Source organism: Sphingopyxis sp. (assembly GCF_040216815.1).
GTDB lineage: Bacteria > Pseudomonadota > Alphaproteobacteria > Sphingomonadales > Sphingomonadaceae > Sphingopyxis.
The window spans coordinates 173,220-191,571 of sequence record NZ_JAVJOJ010000011.1 but is presented as its reverse complement, the minus strand read 5'-3'; the positions used below and the strand labels follow the sequence as shown (position 1 = coordinate 191,571).

At 64.5% G+C, this 18,352-nt stretch carries 13 protein-coding genes; all 13 read right to left on the bottom strand.

Going from position 1 to position 18,352, the window contains the following annotated elements; translation table 11 throughout:
- Window positions 1–88 precede the first annotated feature (88 nt).
- On the bottom strand, window positions 89–433 hold the full coding sequence (gene nirD, locus RIA72_RS15875; protein ID WP_350033039.1) for a nitrite reductase small subunit NirD: 345 nt from the start codon (window positions 431–433) through the stop codon (window positions 89–91).
- A complete protein-coding gene (nirB, locus tag RIA72_RS15870) occupies window positions 430–2,907 on the bottom strand; it encodes a nitrite reductase large subunit NirB (RefSeq protein ID WP_350033038.1) in 2,478 nt (825 codons plus the stop codon). Before nirB ends, nirD begins: the two co-directional genes overlap by 4 nt.
- Window positions 2,907–4,109 carry a hypothetical protein gene (locus tag RIA72_RS15865; protein WP_350033037.1) on the bottom strand — a complete coding sequence of 401 codons (1,203 nt, stop codon included), beginning with the start codon at window positions 4,107–4,109 and terminating at the stop codon, window positions 2,907–2,909. Before RIA72_RS15865 ends, nirB begins: the two co-directional genes overlap by 1 nt.
- 2 nt (window positions 4,110–4,111) lie before the next feature.
- A complete protein-coding gene (locus RIA72_RS15860; RefSeq protein WP_350033036.1) occupies window positions 4,112–5,347 on the bottom strand; it encodes a nitrate/nitrite transporter in 1,236 nt (411 codons plus the stop codon).
- Window positions 5,348–5,608: 261 nt separating this feature from the next.
- Window positions 5,609–6,820 carry a CmpA/NrtA family ABC transporter substrate-binding protein gene (locus RIA72_RS15855; RefSeq protein WP_350033035.1) on the bottom strand — a complete coding sequence of 404 codons (1,212 nt, stop codon included), beginning with the start codon at window positions 6,818–6,820 and terminating at the stop codon, window positions 5,609–5,611.
- Window positions 6,817–7,398 carry an ANTAR domain-containing response regulator gene (locus tag RIA72_RS15850; RefSeq protein WP_350033034.1) on the bottom strand — a complete coding sequence of 194 codons (582 nt, stop codon included), beginning with the start codon at window positions 7,396–7,398 and terminating at the stop codon, window positions 6,817–6,819. The genes RIA72_RS15855 and RIA72_RS15850 overlap by 4 nt, the downstream gene beginning before the upstream one ends.
- Window positions 7,399–7,499: 101 nt before the next feature.
- Window positions 7,500–8,558, bottom strand: a complete 1,059-nt coding sequence (locus tag RIA72_RS15845) for a formylglycine-generating enzyme family protein (RefSeq protein WP_350033033.1) — start codon at window positions 8,556–8,558, stop codon at window positions 7,500–7,502.
- A gap of 31 nt (window positions 8,559–8,589) precedes the next feature.
- On the bottom strand, window positions 8,590–9,495 hold the full coding sequence (locus tag RIA72_RS15840; protein ID WP_350033032.1) for a LysR family transcriptional regulator: 906 nt from the start codon (window positions 9,493–9,495) through the stop codon (window positions 8,590–8,592).
- A gap of 125 nt (window positions 9,496–9,620) precedes the next feature.
- Complete coding sequence (locus RIA72_RS15835) at window positions 9,621–10,844, bottom strand: FAD-dependent oxidoreductase (protein ID WP_350033031.1); 1,224 nt, start codon at window positions 10,842–10,844, stop codon at window positions 9,621–9,623.
- A 115-nt stretch (window positions 10,845–10,959) separates the two neighbouring features.
- A complete protein-coding gene (locus RIA72_RS15830) occupies window positions 10,960–12,258 on the bottom strand; it encodes a dicarboxylate/amino acid:cation symporter (protein WP_350033030.1) in 1,299 nt (432 codons plus the stop codon).
- Window positions 12,255–13,856, bottom strand: coding sequence for an N-acyl-D-amino-acid deacylase family protein (locus RIA72_RS15825; RefSeq protein ID WP_350033029.1), 1,602 nt, complete (start codon window positions 13,854–13,856; stop codon window positions 12,255–12,257). Before RIA72_RS15825 ends, RIA72_RS15830 begins: the two co-directional genes overlap by 4 nt.
- Entirely contained in the window at window positions 13,853–15,235 is a 1,383-nt protein-coding gene (locus RIA72_RS15820; protein WP_350033028.1) for a serine hydrolase domain-containing protein, read from the bottom strand. The genes RIA72_RS15825 and RIA72_RS15820 overlap by 4 nt, the downstream gene beginning before the upstream one ends.
- Window positions 15,236–15,330: 95 nt before the next feature.
- On the bottom strand, window positions 15,331–18,123 hold the full coding sequence (locus RIA72_RS15815) for a TonB-dependent receptor (RefSeq protein ID WP_350033027.1): 2,793 nt from the start codon (window positions 18,121–18,123) through the stop codon (window positions 15,331–15,333).
- Window positions 18,124–18,352 lie beyond the last annotated feature (229 nt).

Below are 18,352 nucleotides of genomic sequence, written 5' to 3'. Positions count from 1 at the left end.
GGGGTGGGGTTTGCAGGAGTCGTGCAAGGTCGCAGGCCCCCGCCCCCAACCCCTCCCCTGAAGGGGAGGGGATTTGGAAGCGACCGCTTCACGCCGCCGCCTTCAATGTGCTGGCGCGGCAAATCAGCACGCGCCCGCCGTCGATTTTGACCGGCACCGTCGGCGTGCAGCCCTTGTCCTCGCCCAGCGCCTCGCCAGTCGACAGGCTGATCCGCCAATTGTGCAAGGGACAGGCGACCGCGCCGCCGTGGACGATGCCTTGCGACAAGCGGCCATGCTTGTGCGGGCAGCGGTCGAGCAGCGCGAAAATCTTGCCCTCGGCGGTGCGGAATACCGCGATGTCGTCGCCGCCCTCGACCTGCACCGTGCGACTGCCGCGCACGGGGATCTGGTCGACCCAGCCGATGTCGAGCCATTCTGCGGTCGTCGTCATGCGATTTCCTTTTGCGGGGTAAAGCGCGCCATCGGCGCATGATGTTCGGCCTCGGCGCCTTCGGCGCGCTGCGCCCACGGATCGTCCTGGCTGAAGCTTTGCGAGTAGAGGAAGCGCGCGCGCAACGCTTCGCGACCCGGCGCATCATCGACGATGCGCGCCTTGATATGTTCGAGCCCGACGCGCTCGATCCACGGCGCGGTGCGTTCGAGATAGCGCGCTTCTTCGCGGTAGAGTTGAATGAAGGCGGCGCAATAATCCATCGCCTCCTGCTCGGTCGCGACCTTGCAGAGGAGGTCGGTCGCGCGGACGTGGATGCCGCCATTGCCGCCGACGTGCAGCTCGTATCCGCTGTCCACGCACACGACGCCGAAGTCCTTGATCGTCGCTTCGGCACAGTTGCGCGGGCAGCCCGATACTGCGATCTTGAACTTGTGCGGCATCCAGCTGCCCCAGCTCATCCGTTCGAGCTTGACGCCGAGTCCGGTCGAATCCTGCGTGCCAAAGCGGCACCATTCGGACCCGACGCAGGTTTTCACCGTGCGCAGCGCCTTGCCATAGGCGTGGCCCGACACCATGCCGGCGGCATTGAGGTCGGCCCAGACCGCGGGCAAATCCTCCTTCTTGATCCCGAAGATGTCGAGCCGCTGGCCGCCCGTGACCTTGACCATCGGCGCATTATATTTCTCGACGACATCGGCGATTGCGCGAAGCTCCCTAGGGTTGGTGAGCCCGCCCCACATTCGCGGGACGACCGAGTAGGTGCCGTCCTTCTGGATATTGGCGTGGAGCCGCTCGTTCACGAAGCGACTTTGCTGATCGTCGACATATTCGCCGGGCAGCGCGCAGAGCAGATAGTAATTGAGCGCGGGACGACACGAAGAGCAGCCGTCGGGGGTCAACCAGTGCAGCTTCTGCATCACCTCGGGGATCGATTTCATCCCCTGCGCGACAATCTCGCGGCGCACATCGTCGTGGCCGAAGCTGGTGCATTTGCACATCGTCTTTGGGCCGCTCTGCACATCGTCGCCCAGCGTCAGCGCGAGCAGATTTTCGACAAGCCCCGTGCAACTTCCGCAGCTTGCCGACGCTTTGCAGGTCCCGCGCACGGCGTCGAGGCTGTGCGCGCCCTTGGCGATGCACGAGACAACCTGACCCTTGGTGACGCCGTTGCAGCCGCATATTTCCGCATCATCGGAAAGCGCCGCAACGGCCGCCTTAGGGTCCGCCTGCCCACCCCCGGAGGCAAAGGCCTGGCCAAAGATCAGCACGTCGCGCAGGTCGGACACGTCCTCCTGCTTCTTCAAAAGGTCGAAATACCAATTGCCGTCGGCGGTATCGCCATAAAGCACTGCGCCGACGATGCGGTCGTCCTTGACGATCACGCGCTTGTAGACGCCGCGGCTGGCGTCGCGCAGGACAATATCCTCACACCCGTCGCCGCCCGAAAAATCGCCCGCCGAAAACACGTCGATGCCCGACACCTTGAGCTTGGTCGATGTCACCGATCCGCGATAGCCCGACGGCTGTTCGACCAGCCCGTCGGCGAGGCTGCGGCACATGTCCCACAAGGGCGCGACGAGGCCGTAAACCTGCCCGTCATGCTCGACGCATTCGCCGACTGCGAGAACATCGGGATCGCTCGTCACCATATGGTCGTCGACCTGGATGCCGCGTCCGACCGCGAGGCCGGCGTCGCGCGCGAGCGCAGTCGACGGGCGGATGCCGACCGCCATGACGACGAGATCGGCGGGGATCAGCGTCCCGTCCTTGAGCCTCACGCCCTCGACTTTGCCGTCGCCAACGATTTCGGCGGTGTCGGCGCCGGTCAGGATCGTCTGGCCGCGTGCTTCGAGCGCCTGTTTGAGCAGCCAGCCCGCCGCCTCATCGAGCTGGCGTTCCATCAAGGTCGGCATCAGGTGCAGGACGGTGACTTTCATGCCGCGCAAGGACAAGCCATGCGCGGCTTCGAGTCCCAGCAGCCCGCCGCCGATCACCACCGCGCTGCCACCCCTTTCGGCGGCGTCCAGCATCGTGCCGACATCGTCCATGTCGCGAAAGGCAATAACGCCGGGCAAATCCTTGCCCGGAACCGGGATGATGAAAGGATCGCTGCCCGTTGCGATCAGCAGCTTGTCATAGCTTTCGCAGACCCCGCCGCGCGTCGTCACCGTCTTCGCGGCGCGGTCGATCGCGACCACCGGGTCGCCCGCGATCAGCGCTATGCCGTTCGTCGCATACCAGTCGGCATCGTTGATCACGATGTCGTCGAAGCTCTTCTCGCCCGCGAGCACGGGGGAGAGCATGATGCGGTTATAGTTGACGCGCGGTTCGGCGCCGAAAATCGTCACGCGGTAGCGGGTGGGATCGCGCGCTAGCAGTTCCTCGACCGCGCGGCACCCGGCCATGCCGTTGCCGATCACCACGAGATGCTCGCGCGTGTCGCTTTCCGCCTTGATCGGGCGATGTTCCATCAGAGTGTCCAGTCCAGTTGCAGCCAGAATTTATCGGTATCGGTGGCGAAATTGTCGGCGTCATAATGCGCGTAGCGCGCCGCCGCGGTGAATTTGCCCAGCTTTGCGCTCGCGAGCAGATTGACCTCGTCGCCATAGGCACGGCTGGCGCGATCGCTGCGATACTTGTGGTACGCGGCCTGTAGCGTCAGGGCCTTGAGCGCGCCGATCGCCTTCCAACCCCAACCAGCGCTGGCATAAAGGTCGCGCACGCCGTCGGGCGGGGTGACAAGAAATTTGTCGGCCCAGCCCTGGAATTTGAACCCCGTCGCCAGCGGAGTCTGGAAGCCTGTGAAAGCAGCCCCATTGTCGGCGCCGAGTATTTCGTACCCGGCGCCGACCCGGGGGCCGCCAAAGTCGACCGCGACATCGGCGAGCCAATAGTCGGCGGAATAATCATTGGGGTTGCGGTGCCAGTCGGACTGGCGCGCATAGCTGAGCTGATAGGCGAGCTTGGCCTTGCCGAGCGGTTGGCTGCCGTCGAGCCGCAGGCCATAGCTTTGGCTCGACAGGCGAAAACCCTGAACCGCCGCTTCGTCTTGATCGATCAGATAGGCAAAGGCAGCGACTCTTCCGGCGGGCGTCTGTGTGTTCACATTGGCAAGGACATTATCGCCCGACACCGCCTGCTGCCGTGCGCCCGCGCCGTCGATGCCCCAGATGGTGCGCACGCTCCACGCATAGGCGACGTCGACTTTCACGCCCTTCGCCGGCATGATTTCGGCGCGCACTGCGTCGAAGCTCTGGCCGTTCTGGCGAAAGCCGACGCCGCCGACGAAGCGTTCGTCGTCGAAGCCGAGCCTTTGCCGCCCGGCGGTGATCGCAAAGGCGGGCGTGGCGTAGCGAAGCTGCGCGCGGGTGAGGGCGATATTCTGGGGATCGGCGACCAGCGGCTCGGTCGCCGGGCCGTGGAGGCCATGGAAATAATCGTCGACGATGGCGAGATTGCCCTGCCCTTCGACCAGTGCCGACCAGCGCCCCGCCTTCGCCTCGACCCCGGCGCGGACGCGCAGGGTCAGGGCATCGGCTTCGGCGGCGATCCCGTCCTGATCGACCTGTTCATAGCGGAGCCGGGCTTCGCCGAGGGGCTTCAGCACCACCTCCTCCGCGTGAGCGGCCCCGGCCGGCGCGAGCGCCAGCAGCAGAATGAGCGTGCGGTCCATGTTCAGATCCGCACGCCTTCGGCGGCGCCCCAGGTGGCGCGCCATTGGCCCTTCACGAACATCAGCGCGACCAGCGCCACGACGGCGAGCCCCGCGAAGATATAGAAACCGGGCGCGAAACTTCCGCTCCATTGTTTGGCGAGGCCCAGCGAGGAGGCGAGATAGAAACCGCCGACGCCGCCCGCCATGCCGACGAGCCCCGTCATCACGCCGATCTCTGCCGAAAAGCGCTGCGGAACGAGCTGGAACACCGAGCCATTGCCGACGCCCAGGGCGAGCATCGCGATCACGAACAATCCCAACGCCGCGGGCAGCGCATCGGCCTGCGGCACGCCGGCAAGGGCGAGCGCCGCGACAACGAATACGATCATCAGCGCCTTGATCCCGCCGATGCGGTCGGCGAGCGCGCCGCCAAGCGGCCGCACCAGCGATCCGGCGAACACGCAGCCCGCCGTGCAATAGCCTGCGATCACCGGCGTCAGGCCGAACTGGTCGGTGAAATAGATAGGCAACGACGCGGCAAGCCCGACAAATCCGCCGAAGGTTACCGAATAAAAGGCCATCAGCCACCACGCGTCGGCGGTTTTGAGCGGCTGGAAATAATCGGCCAGTCGTTTCGGCGCGGGCGCGTTCGGTGCATCCTTCGCCATGAAAAGATAGAGGATGAACACCAGGGTCAGAGGGATACAGGCCAGGCCGAGCACGGCGTTCCATCCGAACATCACCGCCAGTCCCGGCGCGAACAGTGCGGCGAGCACCGTGCCCGAATTGCCCATTCCGGCCAGCCCCATCGCCTTGCCCTGATGTTCGGGAGGGTACCAGCGGCTCGCGAGCGGCAGCGCGATTGCAAAGCTGGCACCGGCGAATCCCAGCACCACGCCGAGCGCCAGCGTGCCGGCAAAGCTTGTAACACCCGTGATCCATGCCAGGAAAAGGCCGACGATCACGATCACTTGGCTGATCGCGCCCGCGCGCTTCGGCCCGATGCGGTCGACGAGCAGGCCGTTGACGACGCGCAGCAGCGCGCCGGCGAGCGTCGGCACCGCGACCATCAATCCCTTCTGCGCCGGGTTTAAGCCCAGATCGGCCGAAATCGCCGGCGCCAGCGGCCCCAGGATCACCCACACCATGAAGGCGAGGTCGAAATAAAGAAATGCGGCAACCAGCGTCGGCCAGTGGCCGCTCGCCCAGAAACTCGACTTATGGGCCGTGCCGGCCCCTCCGCTTGCAGTCGTCATCGTCCGTCCCCTTGTGTGACGGGCAATAAAAAAGCCGCCAGGACGGCGGCCGCGCGGGCGCATCCTGACGGCTTCATTGCCTGTGGGATTGCCGGGGAAAAGGCTCCCCGTCCGCCTGCGGTTCGGCCCCCTCGTTGGAACCGTCGCCGCCTTGTCCTGCCCCGGCAGCCTTGCCGAGTGCGCTTAAATTGCCTGATTCGCAGGCAGGCGACAAGTGTTTATTTCGCAGGTGCAGCAAAAAGAACCGGAAGCGGGATAAACTCAGGGTAGTTCAGCAAGATAGGACTCGATGTCGTCGGGATCGAAGGCGCGACCATCGAAAAAGCGGTCGCTGCCAAGCGTCAAGCGGCCCTGCGTCGACCCCGCGCCGATCGGTTCGGCGAGTCCCCCTTCAAGCTTCGAGCTCGCGCCGGGCAGCGGGGCGCCCGACCCCGCAAGCGCGCTCCGGTAGACGTCGGGGCGGAACACTTGTCCCGCCGTGGCCGCCTGCGCCGGGTCGAATGTCATATAGTCCCAGCGGACCATCTGCGAATAGAGCCACGCTGCCTGGCTGCGCCAGGGGAAGTTGGCGGCCTCGCGATACTGGAACATGAAATCCGGATAGTGCATTGGCTCGCCGCCGGGGGCGAGGCGGATCCGGTCGGTGATCGCGCGCAGCACGGCATCGCGCGGCGCGTCCAGATATTCGGGCCGCGCCAATATCTCGGCGCTCGCCTCGACCGTGTCGGGCTCGACAAAATGCGCCGCGGCGGCGTGCAGCGCTCGCACGAGCGCCTCGACCACATCGCGCCGCTCGTCGAGGGTCGCCGCGCGCATCGCGAGCACTTTCTCCACTCCGCGCCGCCAGATCTGCGCCGTTGCAAGCGCGATATGGCCAACCCCCCGATCGACAGCGATCGAGTTCCACGGCTCTCCCACACAGATGCCGTCGACCTCGCCCGCCGCGAGCGCGTCGGCGGCAAAGGGCGGGCTGGTCACGACGATCTCGACATCGTCGTCGGGGAGGATACCGACGCCCGCGAGCCAGTAGCGCAGCATATAATTGTGACTCGAATAGCGATGCACGACGCCAAAGCGCAGCGGCTTGCCCGCCGCCTTGCGCGCCGCCGCAATCGTTCGCAGCGCCGCCCCCACTGCCTGCGGGTCGCCCAGCGTGTCGCCCAGTCCGACCGCGTCGGAAAGGCTGGTCGAAAAGGTCACGGCATTGCCGTTGAGTCCCAGCACGAACGGCACGGCCAGCGGAACTGCCGGCCGGTCGCGGCCGAGCGCCGTAGCGATCGCCAGCGGCGCGATCATATGCGCGGCGTCGGTGTGGTCATAGAGCAGGCGGTCGCGCACCGTCGCCCAGGTCATGTCGCGCACCAGTTCGATATGCAGCCCCTCGCGTTCGGCAAAGCCGAGTTCATGCGCGAGGATCGGCAGAGCGGCGTCGACAAGCGGCAAGAAACCGATACGGAAGCGCTCGCCGGTCATTCGATTTCTCCCATCAGCGCGTCGCTGGTGACAATCGCCTCGGCAATCTCCGAGATACGGCGATTGGTGCGCATCGCTTGCCCGCGCAGCAGCGCATAGGCCTCCGGCTCTGCGATCTGGCGCCGTTTCATCAGAATCGCCTTCGCCTTGTCGATCACCGCACGTTCGGCGAGCGCGTTCTTCGCATCGTCGAGTTCGCGCTGGAGCCGCGAAAAGGCCTGAAATCGCCGTACCGCCAGTTCGACGACGGGCTTGATCCGCTGCTTTGACAGGCCATCGACGACATAGGCGGATACGCCGGCATCGATCGCTGCGCCGGTCGCCTCGGCGTCGCTCTGGTCAACGAACATCGCAATCGGACGAGCGAGCGCGCGCGACATGGCAAAAAAATCCTCGAGCAGGTCGCGGCTCGGGTTCTCCAGATTGATGAGAACGACTTCGGGGCTGGTGGACTCGATTTGCGCGACGAGGGGCCCGCTCGGGTCGATGATGACCAGATCGTCGAGACCGGCTTCGCGCAAACCATCGGAAATGATGGCGGCGCGCGTCGTACTGGTGTCAATGATCGCGATCCTCATAGGGGCGCCTCTACGCTGCGGCGCACAAATCGACCAGCCGGTTTTTCATCAAAGTGGCTTGGCGCGCTCCGAGGACCGAAAATTTGTAATTTTCTTGCGTCTTATGGTGCGGGGCGCGGGGCAATCCGCGCGTCCGGCGATGTCGGCGAACTGCCCGTCCATTTATCATAAACCAGTCGAAAGCCGACATTGCTTGTTCCCAGTCCCGGATCGCGTCCCTGCCGCGAGGCGGGGCGATAGCGCTGGCAATAATTGGGGGCGCACAAATAGCTGCCGCCCTTTACCGTCCGCGATGCCATGCCGGGATTATAGGGGTCGTAGGCCGCATTTTCGCTCGGCCCCTTCGGATTGTCGCGGTCGTCGGGGTCGTGGCCGGGACGGAAGAAATCGGCCGTTACCTCCCAGACATTACCGACCATGTCGTAAAGACCATAAGCGTTGGGCCGGTAGCATCCAACGGGAGCGATGCCTTTGAAACCGTCGCTTTGGGCATTATAATTGGGAAAGGCGCCCTGCCAGCTGTTCGCTTCTTCCGGCTGGATATTTTTCGATCTTTCGCCCGCGCTCGCCGCATATTCCCATTCGGCTTCGGTCGGGATGCGCCCGCCCGCCCATTTGGCGTAAGCGACCATATCGTCCCACGCCAGATGAACGACCGGCTCGTTCGGAACCGCGCCGGGCCCCGTGGGACCATAGGGCTTTTTCCAGTTCGCTCCCGGCACATATTTCCACCAGTCGGCATAATTGTTCGACGGGAAATCGGGCGGCGTGAACACCGCCGACCCCGCCTTCAGCATATCGGGCGGAATCCGGTCGGCGGGCAGCTGAAACTGTTTGGGATCGACGGGTTTTTCGGCGACGGTGACATGGCCCGTCGCCTCGACGAACGCGGCGAACTGGCGGTTCGTCACCTCGTGCGGATCGATCCAGAAGCCCGCCACGGTCGTTTCGCGGACGGGGCCCTCCTCGGCATAGACATCCTCCTCGCCCATCGCGAACGTGCCGCCCGGCAGCCGGACCGGCGTGTCGTCGATCGCCGGGCATGTGCGCGGGGCGGCCGCCGCTTGCTTGCCATCGCCGGGCTTCGCCGGGTCATCGCACCCCGCCAGCGTGGCGGCCATCGCCGAAAGGCCAAGCAGGAGAAAGGTCGGACGAATCATAATGGTCTCCAAGGCAGCATGGGAGGCAGCGTCAGGCGGCCGGCATCTGCGATCGTTCCGCCGCCACCGTCTGCTTGAATATCGAAATGAATTTCTGGGCGATCACCGACAGGGGGCGGTCCTCCAGGAAAACGCAGGCGACGTCGAAGGTGACGGGCGGAACCAGTGGGCGATAGTGCATTCCGGGCGCCATGCCGGCCCTTGCTGTAAATTCGTCGACGATCGTGATGCCGCTGCCGTGGCGAACGAGCGCTGCGGCGATGTAGAAGGTCTGCGCCGAAATCACTTCGCGAATGGCGATGTTCTGACGATCGAGTTCGGCCTCGAGCAGTTCGCCGAGCGGTCCTGCGCTCGCGAGACCGATGACGTTGCGCCCCTCCAGTCGATGCAGGGGAAAGCCCCGCCCCGAAACGTCCAGATCTTCGCCGCGATAGAGAAGCGCGAGTTCGGCGCGCGTGATGTGGTGTTGCTCCAGCCGCGGATGGTCCGGCGGACTATAGACCATGGCGAGATCGCATTCGCGTTCATACAACGTGCGGAACAGGTCGTCGTGATGCAGGGTCCGGACATCGAAGGTCACGTCGGGATGCGATTCCCGAAAGCGCGATATGGCGCGCGGGGCGATGCTGAGCCCCAGCGAAGGAACCACCCCGATGCGAAGATGCCCGCCGCCGTTCGCCTTGATGTTCTTGACCACCTGGTGCAGCGATCGCAACTGTTCGAACGTCTCGCTGATCTCGCGAAACAAGGCATGGGCCTCGTCGGTCGCCACCAGCCGTCCGCGCGACAAGGCAAAGAGTTTGAACCCGATCTGATCCTCCGTATGACGAAGAACCTTGCTGACCGACGGCTGCGACACATTCAGGCTACGGGCCGCGGCACTGATCGACCCGCTGACATAGACGGCGTGGAAAACCTCAATCTGCCGAACGCGCATCTATCGGGACTTCCCTCATCTTCGGCGACCGCCCTGCCGACCCCGTTGGGCGTTATTCGATCGGGGCCGCGGCTTCAATCATCGCCGCTCCCACCGCCGCGCCCGATGGATCGAAACGCGCTCCATCATGTCCGAAAATCGGGACGAAGCAAGTTGGCGGCGCGTTCGGCCGCGCCCATCGCAAAGGTCCAGCCCAACATGCCATGCCCGACATTGATCAACAGGTCGGGCCGCGGCCGCGCGATGACCGGCAAGGATCGGGGCGTCATCGGCCGCAAGCCCGCCCAAGGCCTGCTCGCCTGATCATAGAGCGCGGCGTCCGGGAGCGCGTGTTGCGCTGTATCGACCAGCCGCGCCCATTGCGCCGGGTCGACGTCGCCGTTCCAATTGCCGAGCTCTGCGATACCCGCGACGCGGATGGAACCGTTCAACCGGCAAAAGACGATCTTGCGCGCGGTGTCGGTGATGCTGATCCGCGGCGCGGCGGCGCCGGGCGGGGCGGTGAATGAATAACCCTTCATCGGCCAGATCGGCACGCGAATGCCCATCTGCCTTAGAAAATGTGGCGCGGCGGCACCCAAACAGACGGCGATATGGTCCGCCCGGATCACATCGCCCTGCGCGCTACGCAGAAATATCTGCCCGTCGCGCCGCCGGGCCGCAGCGGCGTCGAAGCCGAAATGGGTTTCCACGCCATATTCGTCGGCTAGAATTTTCAGCAAGGCCGCGCTGAATCGATGCGGATCGCCCACCGCGTCATCGGGCGAATAGATGGCACCGACCAGTCCCTTTGCCGACGCCAGCGACGGTTCGACCGCAAAGGCATCGTCACGGGTCAATCGATGCTGCGTCACGCCCGCCTGCGCCTTGATCCCAAGAACCTCCGCCGCCGCCGAAAAGGCACTGCGATCATAATAAAGATGAAGCTTGCCTGCGACCTCGTGCGCGAAGTCGATGGGGTGGCGCGCCATCAGCGCGGCCATCGCGCGCCGCGATTCCATCGCCAGCTCCAGCGCCGCCAGCGTATTCGCCGAAAACCGGCCGGCGGTGCAATTGCGCAGGAAACGCAGGCCCCATTCGAGGAAAGCGGGATCTGCCGACAGCTTCAAATCGAAAGCGGGGTCGCCGCCCGTCACCATGAAAGGCAGTTTGCGCAGAAGGCCGGGGCTGGCCAGCGCATCGGAATAGGCATAGCTGAGCTGGCCGCCATTGGCGTAGGATGTTTCCAGCGCCGGTCCCGCCCGCCGATCGACGATCGCAACGCTGAGGCCGCGCCGGGCCAGCGCATAGGCCATGGTCACGCCGACCACCCCCGCCCCCAGAACGACAACGTCCAATGCGCGCGTCATTGTCTGTTTTCCGCGCGCGCGTTCCCGCACGCACCATGGCGAATGCCCATGATAACCTCGTTCAAACTCATTTGTCGGTCGATGCGGGGCGACGTTCCCGGATGCCTTTATCTGCTCATTCGACAGGCGCCGCCTTGTACAGATCGACGTCGATCTCATTTTCCCACCGCGCCACCACGGTTGCCACCGACAGGTCGCTGGTCACGTTCGGGATCGTGCGGATCATGTCGAGCGGGCGATCGAAGGGCAGAATGAACCCGACCAGCAACGCCGCCTGTTCAGGACTGATTCCCACCCCGGTCAGCACGGCGGTCAGCAGGAACAGCGACGATGACGGGATCGGCGCGGTGCCCATCGCCACCGTCACCGTGGTGATGCCCAGCAGCACATAATCGGCGGGGGTCAGCACAACGCCAAAGGCCTGGACCGCGAACATCGACAATATCGCCATATACATGGCGGTACCGTCCATGCTCATCGTCGCGCCGAGCGGCAGCACGGTTGAGACGATCGGCGGCTTGATCCCCAGATTCTTCTCGGCAACCGACATCGCCACGGGCAAGGTCGCCGAGCTGGACGAGGTCGAAAAACCGACCAGAATGGCGTCGGTCGACCCACGAAAAAAGGGCAGCACGGGCAGCCATGCCCCGAACCGTACGAGCGAGCCGTGGACGATCAGGGTCTGGATCGCCGACCCGATCAGTACGCACAGCCCCAGCCAGAAAATGCTGGTAAAGGCGCCCAGCCCGTTGGCGCCGATCGCCGACGCGATCAACGCACAGACGCCAAAGGGGGCGAGTTCCATCACGAACTGCACGAGGCGCAGCATCACGGCCGTCGCGCCTTCGAAAAAGGCCGTCACCGGCGCGGCCTTTGGTCCTGCGGCAATGATACCGGTGCCGAACAGCAGGGCAAAGAAGATAATCGACAGCATCTCGCCCTCGGCCAGCGACTTCACCGGATTGGCGGGCACGATCGCCATCAGTTGCTCGCCAAAAGGTTTGGCCTGCTGCAGCGTCGCGGCCGTCGCATTGCCGAGCGAGACGTGCTGGCCGGGCTCGAACAGCGTCCCCAGCGTCAGGCCCAACGTGACGCCGATCGCGGTGGTCAGGACGTAGAGTAACAGCGTTTTGACGCCGATCGATCCCAGCCGCCGCGGATCGCCCAGCGCGGCGATACCCGACACGATGATGACGAACACCAGCGGCGCCACGAGCATCCGGATCAAACGGATGAAGAGATCGCCGATCCAGCGGATATGCTCGGCACCTTCGCCCCACAGGGAGCCGATGACGACACCGATCAGCAGGGCACCAAGAATGCGTTTCCAAAGCTTCACGCCCAGCCAATAGGTCCGGACAAAGGACGTGATCGGGCCGGGTGCTACATCGCGATGATCGGCCTGTCCGGTCATCGGGCACAGCTTTCGGCAGGCGGAACATGGCGCAGCGCCCGTCCCGCCGCCACACCCGTCGGCTGGCCGTCGGACACGACGATCCGCCCGTTGACGACCAGCGTTCGGACCCCGGTGGTCAGGCGTTCGGGTTCGATATAGTCGGCGACCGGCGTATAGCCGTCGGGGTCGAACACCACCACATCGGCATAATAGCCCGGTCGGATATGGCCCCGGCGGTCGAGCTTGAAGATGTCGGCGGTCCGCCCCGTGCTGGAGTTGATGAAGGTCGCCAGGTCGATGACCTTCTTGGCGCGGACATATTGCGCATATTTTTGCGGAAAGGTCGCATACATGCGCGGATGACCGTGCGATCCGTCCGAACTGGTGACGACCCACGGACGCTGCATGAAAGCGCGAATGTCGGTTTCGGCCATGTTGAACGACACCAGCGATGTGCCCGCCGCGTCCTGCGATATGATCCGCAGTGCAGCCTCGACCGGCGCGACGTTCCATTCGGCCGCGACTTCGCTCAGCCGCTTCGCCGTCCATGGGCGATCGCGCGCGGTGAGCAACAGCGATTGCGCGCCGCCTCGTCGCCGCAGATTTTCGGCCATCGCCGCCTTGATCCGTGCCAGTTCATTGGGCTTGGCGAAGCGCGCGAGCATCGCATCGCGTCCGCCATCGACCGCCCAGCGGGGCAGCAGCGCCGCCTCCAGCCCCGTACCCGACGCCTCCCACGGATATTGATCGGCAGTCACCGCCTGCCCTTCGGCGCGAGCGGCTTCGATGATCGCGATCAGTTCGTCGGCCTTGCCATGAACGTCGACGCCCAGCGTCTTGATATGCGCGAAATGAACCGGCATGTCCGCTGCCTTGCCGATCGCAATGGCTTCGCGGACCGAATCGGCCACCCCGATCGAATAGGTCGATTCGTCGCGCTGGTGCGTGTCATACACCCCGCCCCGCACCGCCGCTTCGCGCGCGAGAGCGATGACCTCTTCGGTTTTGGCAAAACTTTGCGGCGCATAGAAGAGCCCGGTCGAAAGCCCCAGCGCGCCGTCGCACATACCCTGTGCGACAAGGCTTTTCATCCATCCCAGTTCGGCCTCTGTCGGCGCCCGGCCATCGTCGCCCAGCACCGCGCGCCGCACCGGCCCGAATCCGATATAAGCGGCGACATTGCTGCCGAAACCGCGGGTTTCGACGTCGCGGAAGAATCCGCCCACATCGGTCTGTCCGCCGCCGTCGACTCCCGCAAAGATTGTCGTGACGCCCTGCATCATCCACGGCAGGTTCAGCCGCTCAGTGGCGTCGCTGCTGTCCAGGAAACGGCCCGCATGGGTATGCGGATCGATAAACCCCGGCGCGACGATCAGCCCGCGCGCGTCGATCGTCCGCGCGGTGACTGGATAGGGGGTCGGCATTGTCGGGCCGATATAGACGATCTTGTCCCCGGCGATTGCGACATCGCCAACGACCGGCGCGACGGACGATCCGTCATAGATCGTCCCTCCCTTGATCACGATGTCGATCGTGGCCGCATCTTGCCCCACGGCCGGCATCGCGATGGCGAGACTGCACAGCGCCGCGATCGGCGTCAGCATTCGCACGTTCATTTCGCCGCCCCTTCGTCGACGCGCACAAAGCGGATCGCGGTGATCCGCCCGGTGCCGAGGGTGAAGCCATTGCCGTCGTCGTCAAAGACGATCCGCGTCCCCCCGGCGCTATAGCTGCCATCGCCCTGCTTTTCATATTCTCCCGTGGCGGCCGCCGGTCCGGCGAGCGCCGACGAAATCGTCGCCACCAGTTTCTGGCCCTGCATTGCCAGGTCATAATGCGCGCCGAGATCGACCGAAAAGAAGCGTCCGGTGCGCGGCGGCCCGGCCCGGCCAGCCTTGGTCAAGATCGGACCTTCGACCGCTTCGATCACGGCGTCGGCCTTGTCGCCCGCATTCCAGTCACCGCGATTGCAGAGCACGACGACCCCGAGCCGCCGTTCGGGGAGGCGCGCATACATATTTTTGAATGCTTCGGCCGATCCGCCATGCTGGACGAAATATTGCCCCTTGCGCTGCCCGACATGCAGCCCGCCCGCATAGGTCATACCCGTCCGGACATCGACCACCGGATCGCCATTGGTAAAGCTGGCGGGGGTCAGGAGCATCTTGGCAACCGCGGGAGTCCAGATTTTGCGCCCCACCTCTATATCGCGGTCATAACGCGCCAGATCGTTGATCGACGTCATCAACCCGCCCGACCCGCTGAACGTCGGATAGGTATCGCGGATCGCAAAACCGTCCTTTTGGGGAACATAGCCATGCGCGACATTCGCCGCGGCCGGCGGCGCGTCGTTCATGAAAAAGCTGCGCTTCATCCCCAGCGGCTTCAATATGTGGCGCTGGGCATAATCGGCAAAGGCCATGCCCGACACGCGTTCGACGATTTCGGCGAGCAGCAAATAGCCGCCGTTCGAATAGCTATATTGCGTCCCCGGCGTGAAATTCGTGTCGCGCTGCGCCAGCAACAACCGCAGCGCGCTATCCTTGTCGGTCGCGCTCGCGCGCGGGAAACCCGCGAGTCGCAGCAGTTCCAGCGAATCGCGGATGCCCGCGCTGTGGTGCATCAGCATCGCCACCGTCACCGGCACTTTCGACGGCGGCATTTCGGGGAAATAGACCCGGATGTCGTCGTCCAGCCCGATTTTTCCGGCCTCGACCAGCTGGGCCACCGCCAGCGCCGTGAACTGTTTCGAGACCGACGCGGCATAAAAGAGCGTATCGGCGTCGATCGCGCGTCCGCCCGCAATATCCGCTGCGCCCGCCGCCGTTACCAGTACGGGCTTGCCCGCGCGAAACACGCCTACGGCGCAACCGGGTGCGGCCAATCCACGGGGGTCCGAAACAATGCCCCGCACCGCCGCCTCCTGTATCGCAGATGCCGGATGGGGCATCGCGGCGATCGCGGCCAGCAAGCAAAGGCGAAGCGGTTTCTTCATATCAACATCCCCATTTCGGATCGACCCCAGGGTTTGAAGCGGCGTACCGGAATGGTGCTGGCGGCGTTGCCGCCGCCAGCACCGGCGATTCCGCGTCAGAAACGGAAGCGCACACCCGCAGTATAGGTCCGGCCGACAACGTCATAGAGCGAACGCACGGTAGCGAACCCGCCCGTTCCGGTGATCGGCGGATCCTTGTCGAGCAGATTGTTGACCGTCGCGAACAGCGAAACCTTGCGGTCGCCATTGTCGATCAGGTCATAGGCCGCCGAGAGGTCCAGATAGAGCCGTCCCTCGTGGGTCAGCTTGTTCAGATCCTTGAACGTATATTCGTTGTTGATGTTGCCGCCGCCAATGTACCGGCCGGTCAGGCTGACCCGCGCCGGGCCGGCTTCATAGGTGGTGCTGACATTGGCGCGCCAGTGCGGCTGGCCGCCGATGCTTGCGATCGTCGGCTGTTCGGTGCTGCCCGCCAGATCGACGACGGTGATGCCATCGTCGAGCCGAATGCGGTCGACATAGGTAATCAGGCCGCGCAGCGACAGGCGGTCGGCGCCGATGTCGATGCGATAGGCCAGTTCCATATCAACGCCCCGCGTCTGCACTTCCTGCAGATTTTGCGGGGTCGCCGCGACCTGGGTGATTTCTCCATTGGCGCCGCGTGTGATGGAATCGCAAAGCTGCGGCTGGTTCAGGTAACAACGCTCGACCGTCGATGCCGCCGAGATGGTCAGGATCGCGCCCTTCAGCTTGATGTCGTAATAATCGACCGACAGGCGAAGGTTCGGAACGAACGACGGGCTGAGCACGACGCCGGCGGTGAAGGTATCGGCCTTCTCCGGCTTCAGATTGATATTCCCGCTGGTCAGCGACTGGACGCTATAGCTGCGGCCGAGCTCGGGATCGAGCACGGTGAATTGTGCGGTGGTCGATCCGCCGAACAGTTCGGCGAGCGCAGGCGCACGAATGTCGCGGGACCGTGTGGCGCGGAACCGGATGTCGGGGGTGACGTCCCAGGTGCCGCCGACTTTCCACGTCGTGACCGTTCCCGAGGTGCTGTAATCGGTGAGGCGGGCGGCGATGTTCAGTTCCAGCGAGTCCGCCCAGCTTTGATCGCGTGCGAACGGCACGACGAGTTCACCGAATGCTTCCTTGACCGTCACCTCGCCATCCCACGGCACGGTGTTACCCGTTGCGAAGGACCCCGCGGCCGACAGCGCGTCGGCGGTCACCACGGCCGATTCCTTGCGCCACTCGACCCCCGTGGCCAACGACACCGGGCCAGCCCAGGTAGCGAAGGGTTCGCCGCGCAGCGTCGCCGCGGCGGCATCCTGGCGGATGTCCCATTTACGCCACGACTGACCCATCACATAGGCGAGCGATTGCGGCGAAGGCGACCCGACACCGAACAGGTTGAGCGGAACGCAACCCGCGGCGCGTGCCGCAGCATCGCGGCAGACTGCGGCCCCCGTTGCCGGATCGATCACCGCGTCGATGGCGTAATTGTAATTCGACGTGATGCGGGAATTGGTATTGCGGTGCTTGTTCCTGGTTTCGCCGTGGGTGTAATAGGCATCCCACGTCCATCCGCCGCCCAGTTCGCCCTGCAGGCCGATGACGCCGCGCATCGTTTCGGCCCGGATCTCGTTGAACCCGCGTGCATAATCGCGGCTGTAACGCCCCATGGTAAAGCTGGTGATATTGTTGGCGTCCATCGCCGCGCCGATCGATTCCGGCAGAAACGCATTGTCCCGGCGGATACGAATGGCGGTGTCGGTGCGCGTCAGCCCCGGATTGTCGGTGCTCGTCTTCGCCCACGACCCTTCGACATAGGCGGTGATCGTATCGCTGAGGTCATAGGACAGCCGCCCATAGCCGCTGTAGCGTTCGAGCGGCACCGACAGCATCAGCTCGTCCGAGCCGCTGGCCCCGTCGCCACCGACCATGTTCGACGCGCTGACCAAAGTGCCATAGTTGAACGGCAGCGGCTGGCCGCCCGGCCCGAACTGGATGCCCTTCAGCGGTCCCGAATTAATCAAACCGCCAAAAGTCATGTTCGACGAGGTCGCATTGGCGACAAGCAGGCGTCGCGGCTCGTCATTGGTTGCCGTATAGGCCGGGTTGGCGATGATGCCCCAACCCTTCGCGCCCCAGTCGCGATCGGCGAGCCGCTCGATCCCGTCCGTTTCAGCAATTTCACCGGCGACCAGCAATTTGCCGCGCCCGTCGGCGAAACTTTTGCCGAATGCTAGCGAAGCCTGGAAATTGCGGTTGTCGTTGTGGTCGCTGATTCCGGCCTGCGCGCTGCCCTTGAACCCTTCCAGCTTGTGATCGAATTTGAAGTTCACGACACCGGCCACGGCGTCGGACCCCCATGCCGCCGACGCGCCGCCGGTGACGATGTCGACGCTGCCGATCAGCGCCTGCGGGATCACGTTGACGTCAACGGGTCCCTGAATCTGCGACGAGACGAAACGCTTGCCATCCACCAGCACGAGCGTGCGGTTATAGCCGAACCCGCGCAGGTCGAGATAATTGCCGCCCGCGAACTGCGAATTGTTCGTCGAACTCGACGGCGTCAGCGACGGACGCACCGACGGCATCTGGTTGACCAGATCGGCGATATTCGGCGCGGCGACGCGCTCGATTTCGGCAAGGCCCAACACCGTCGTCGGCGTCGGCGCTTCGAACCCGCCGCGCGCGACGCGCGACCCCGTGACGACGATGTCCGCAAGATCGTCCTGCCCCCCGGCAAACGCCGCTTCGGCCGGGGCCGGAACCGGCTCAGCCGTCTGGGCAAAAGCAGGCGCGGCGACGAAGGCCGCCAAATTCACCCCGGCGAGCAGCGCGAGCCTCAGCGGGACGGGCGAAGTGGACGATCTGAACAATGTGTAAACTCCCCAAAATTATTGGCCCCATCGCGCCCCCCGGCCGTTCGATCGACCTGACCCGAAACCAGCTCAAAAGCCCCCGCCGTCACCCCCGAAGGGGGCCACGCGCAAGCCATGTGAACGGGTTCCTTGAACGGATGCTCGCCCGGATCGGCGCGATCCGGCTGTCGCGGAAACGCCCGGTATCAACAGTCGGAAATGGTGATCGGCACAAGAGAAATTTGTT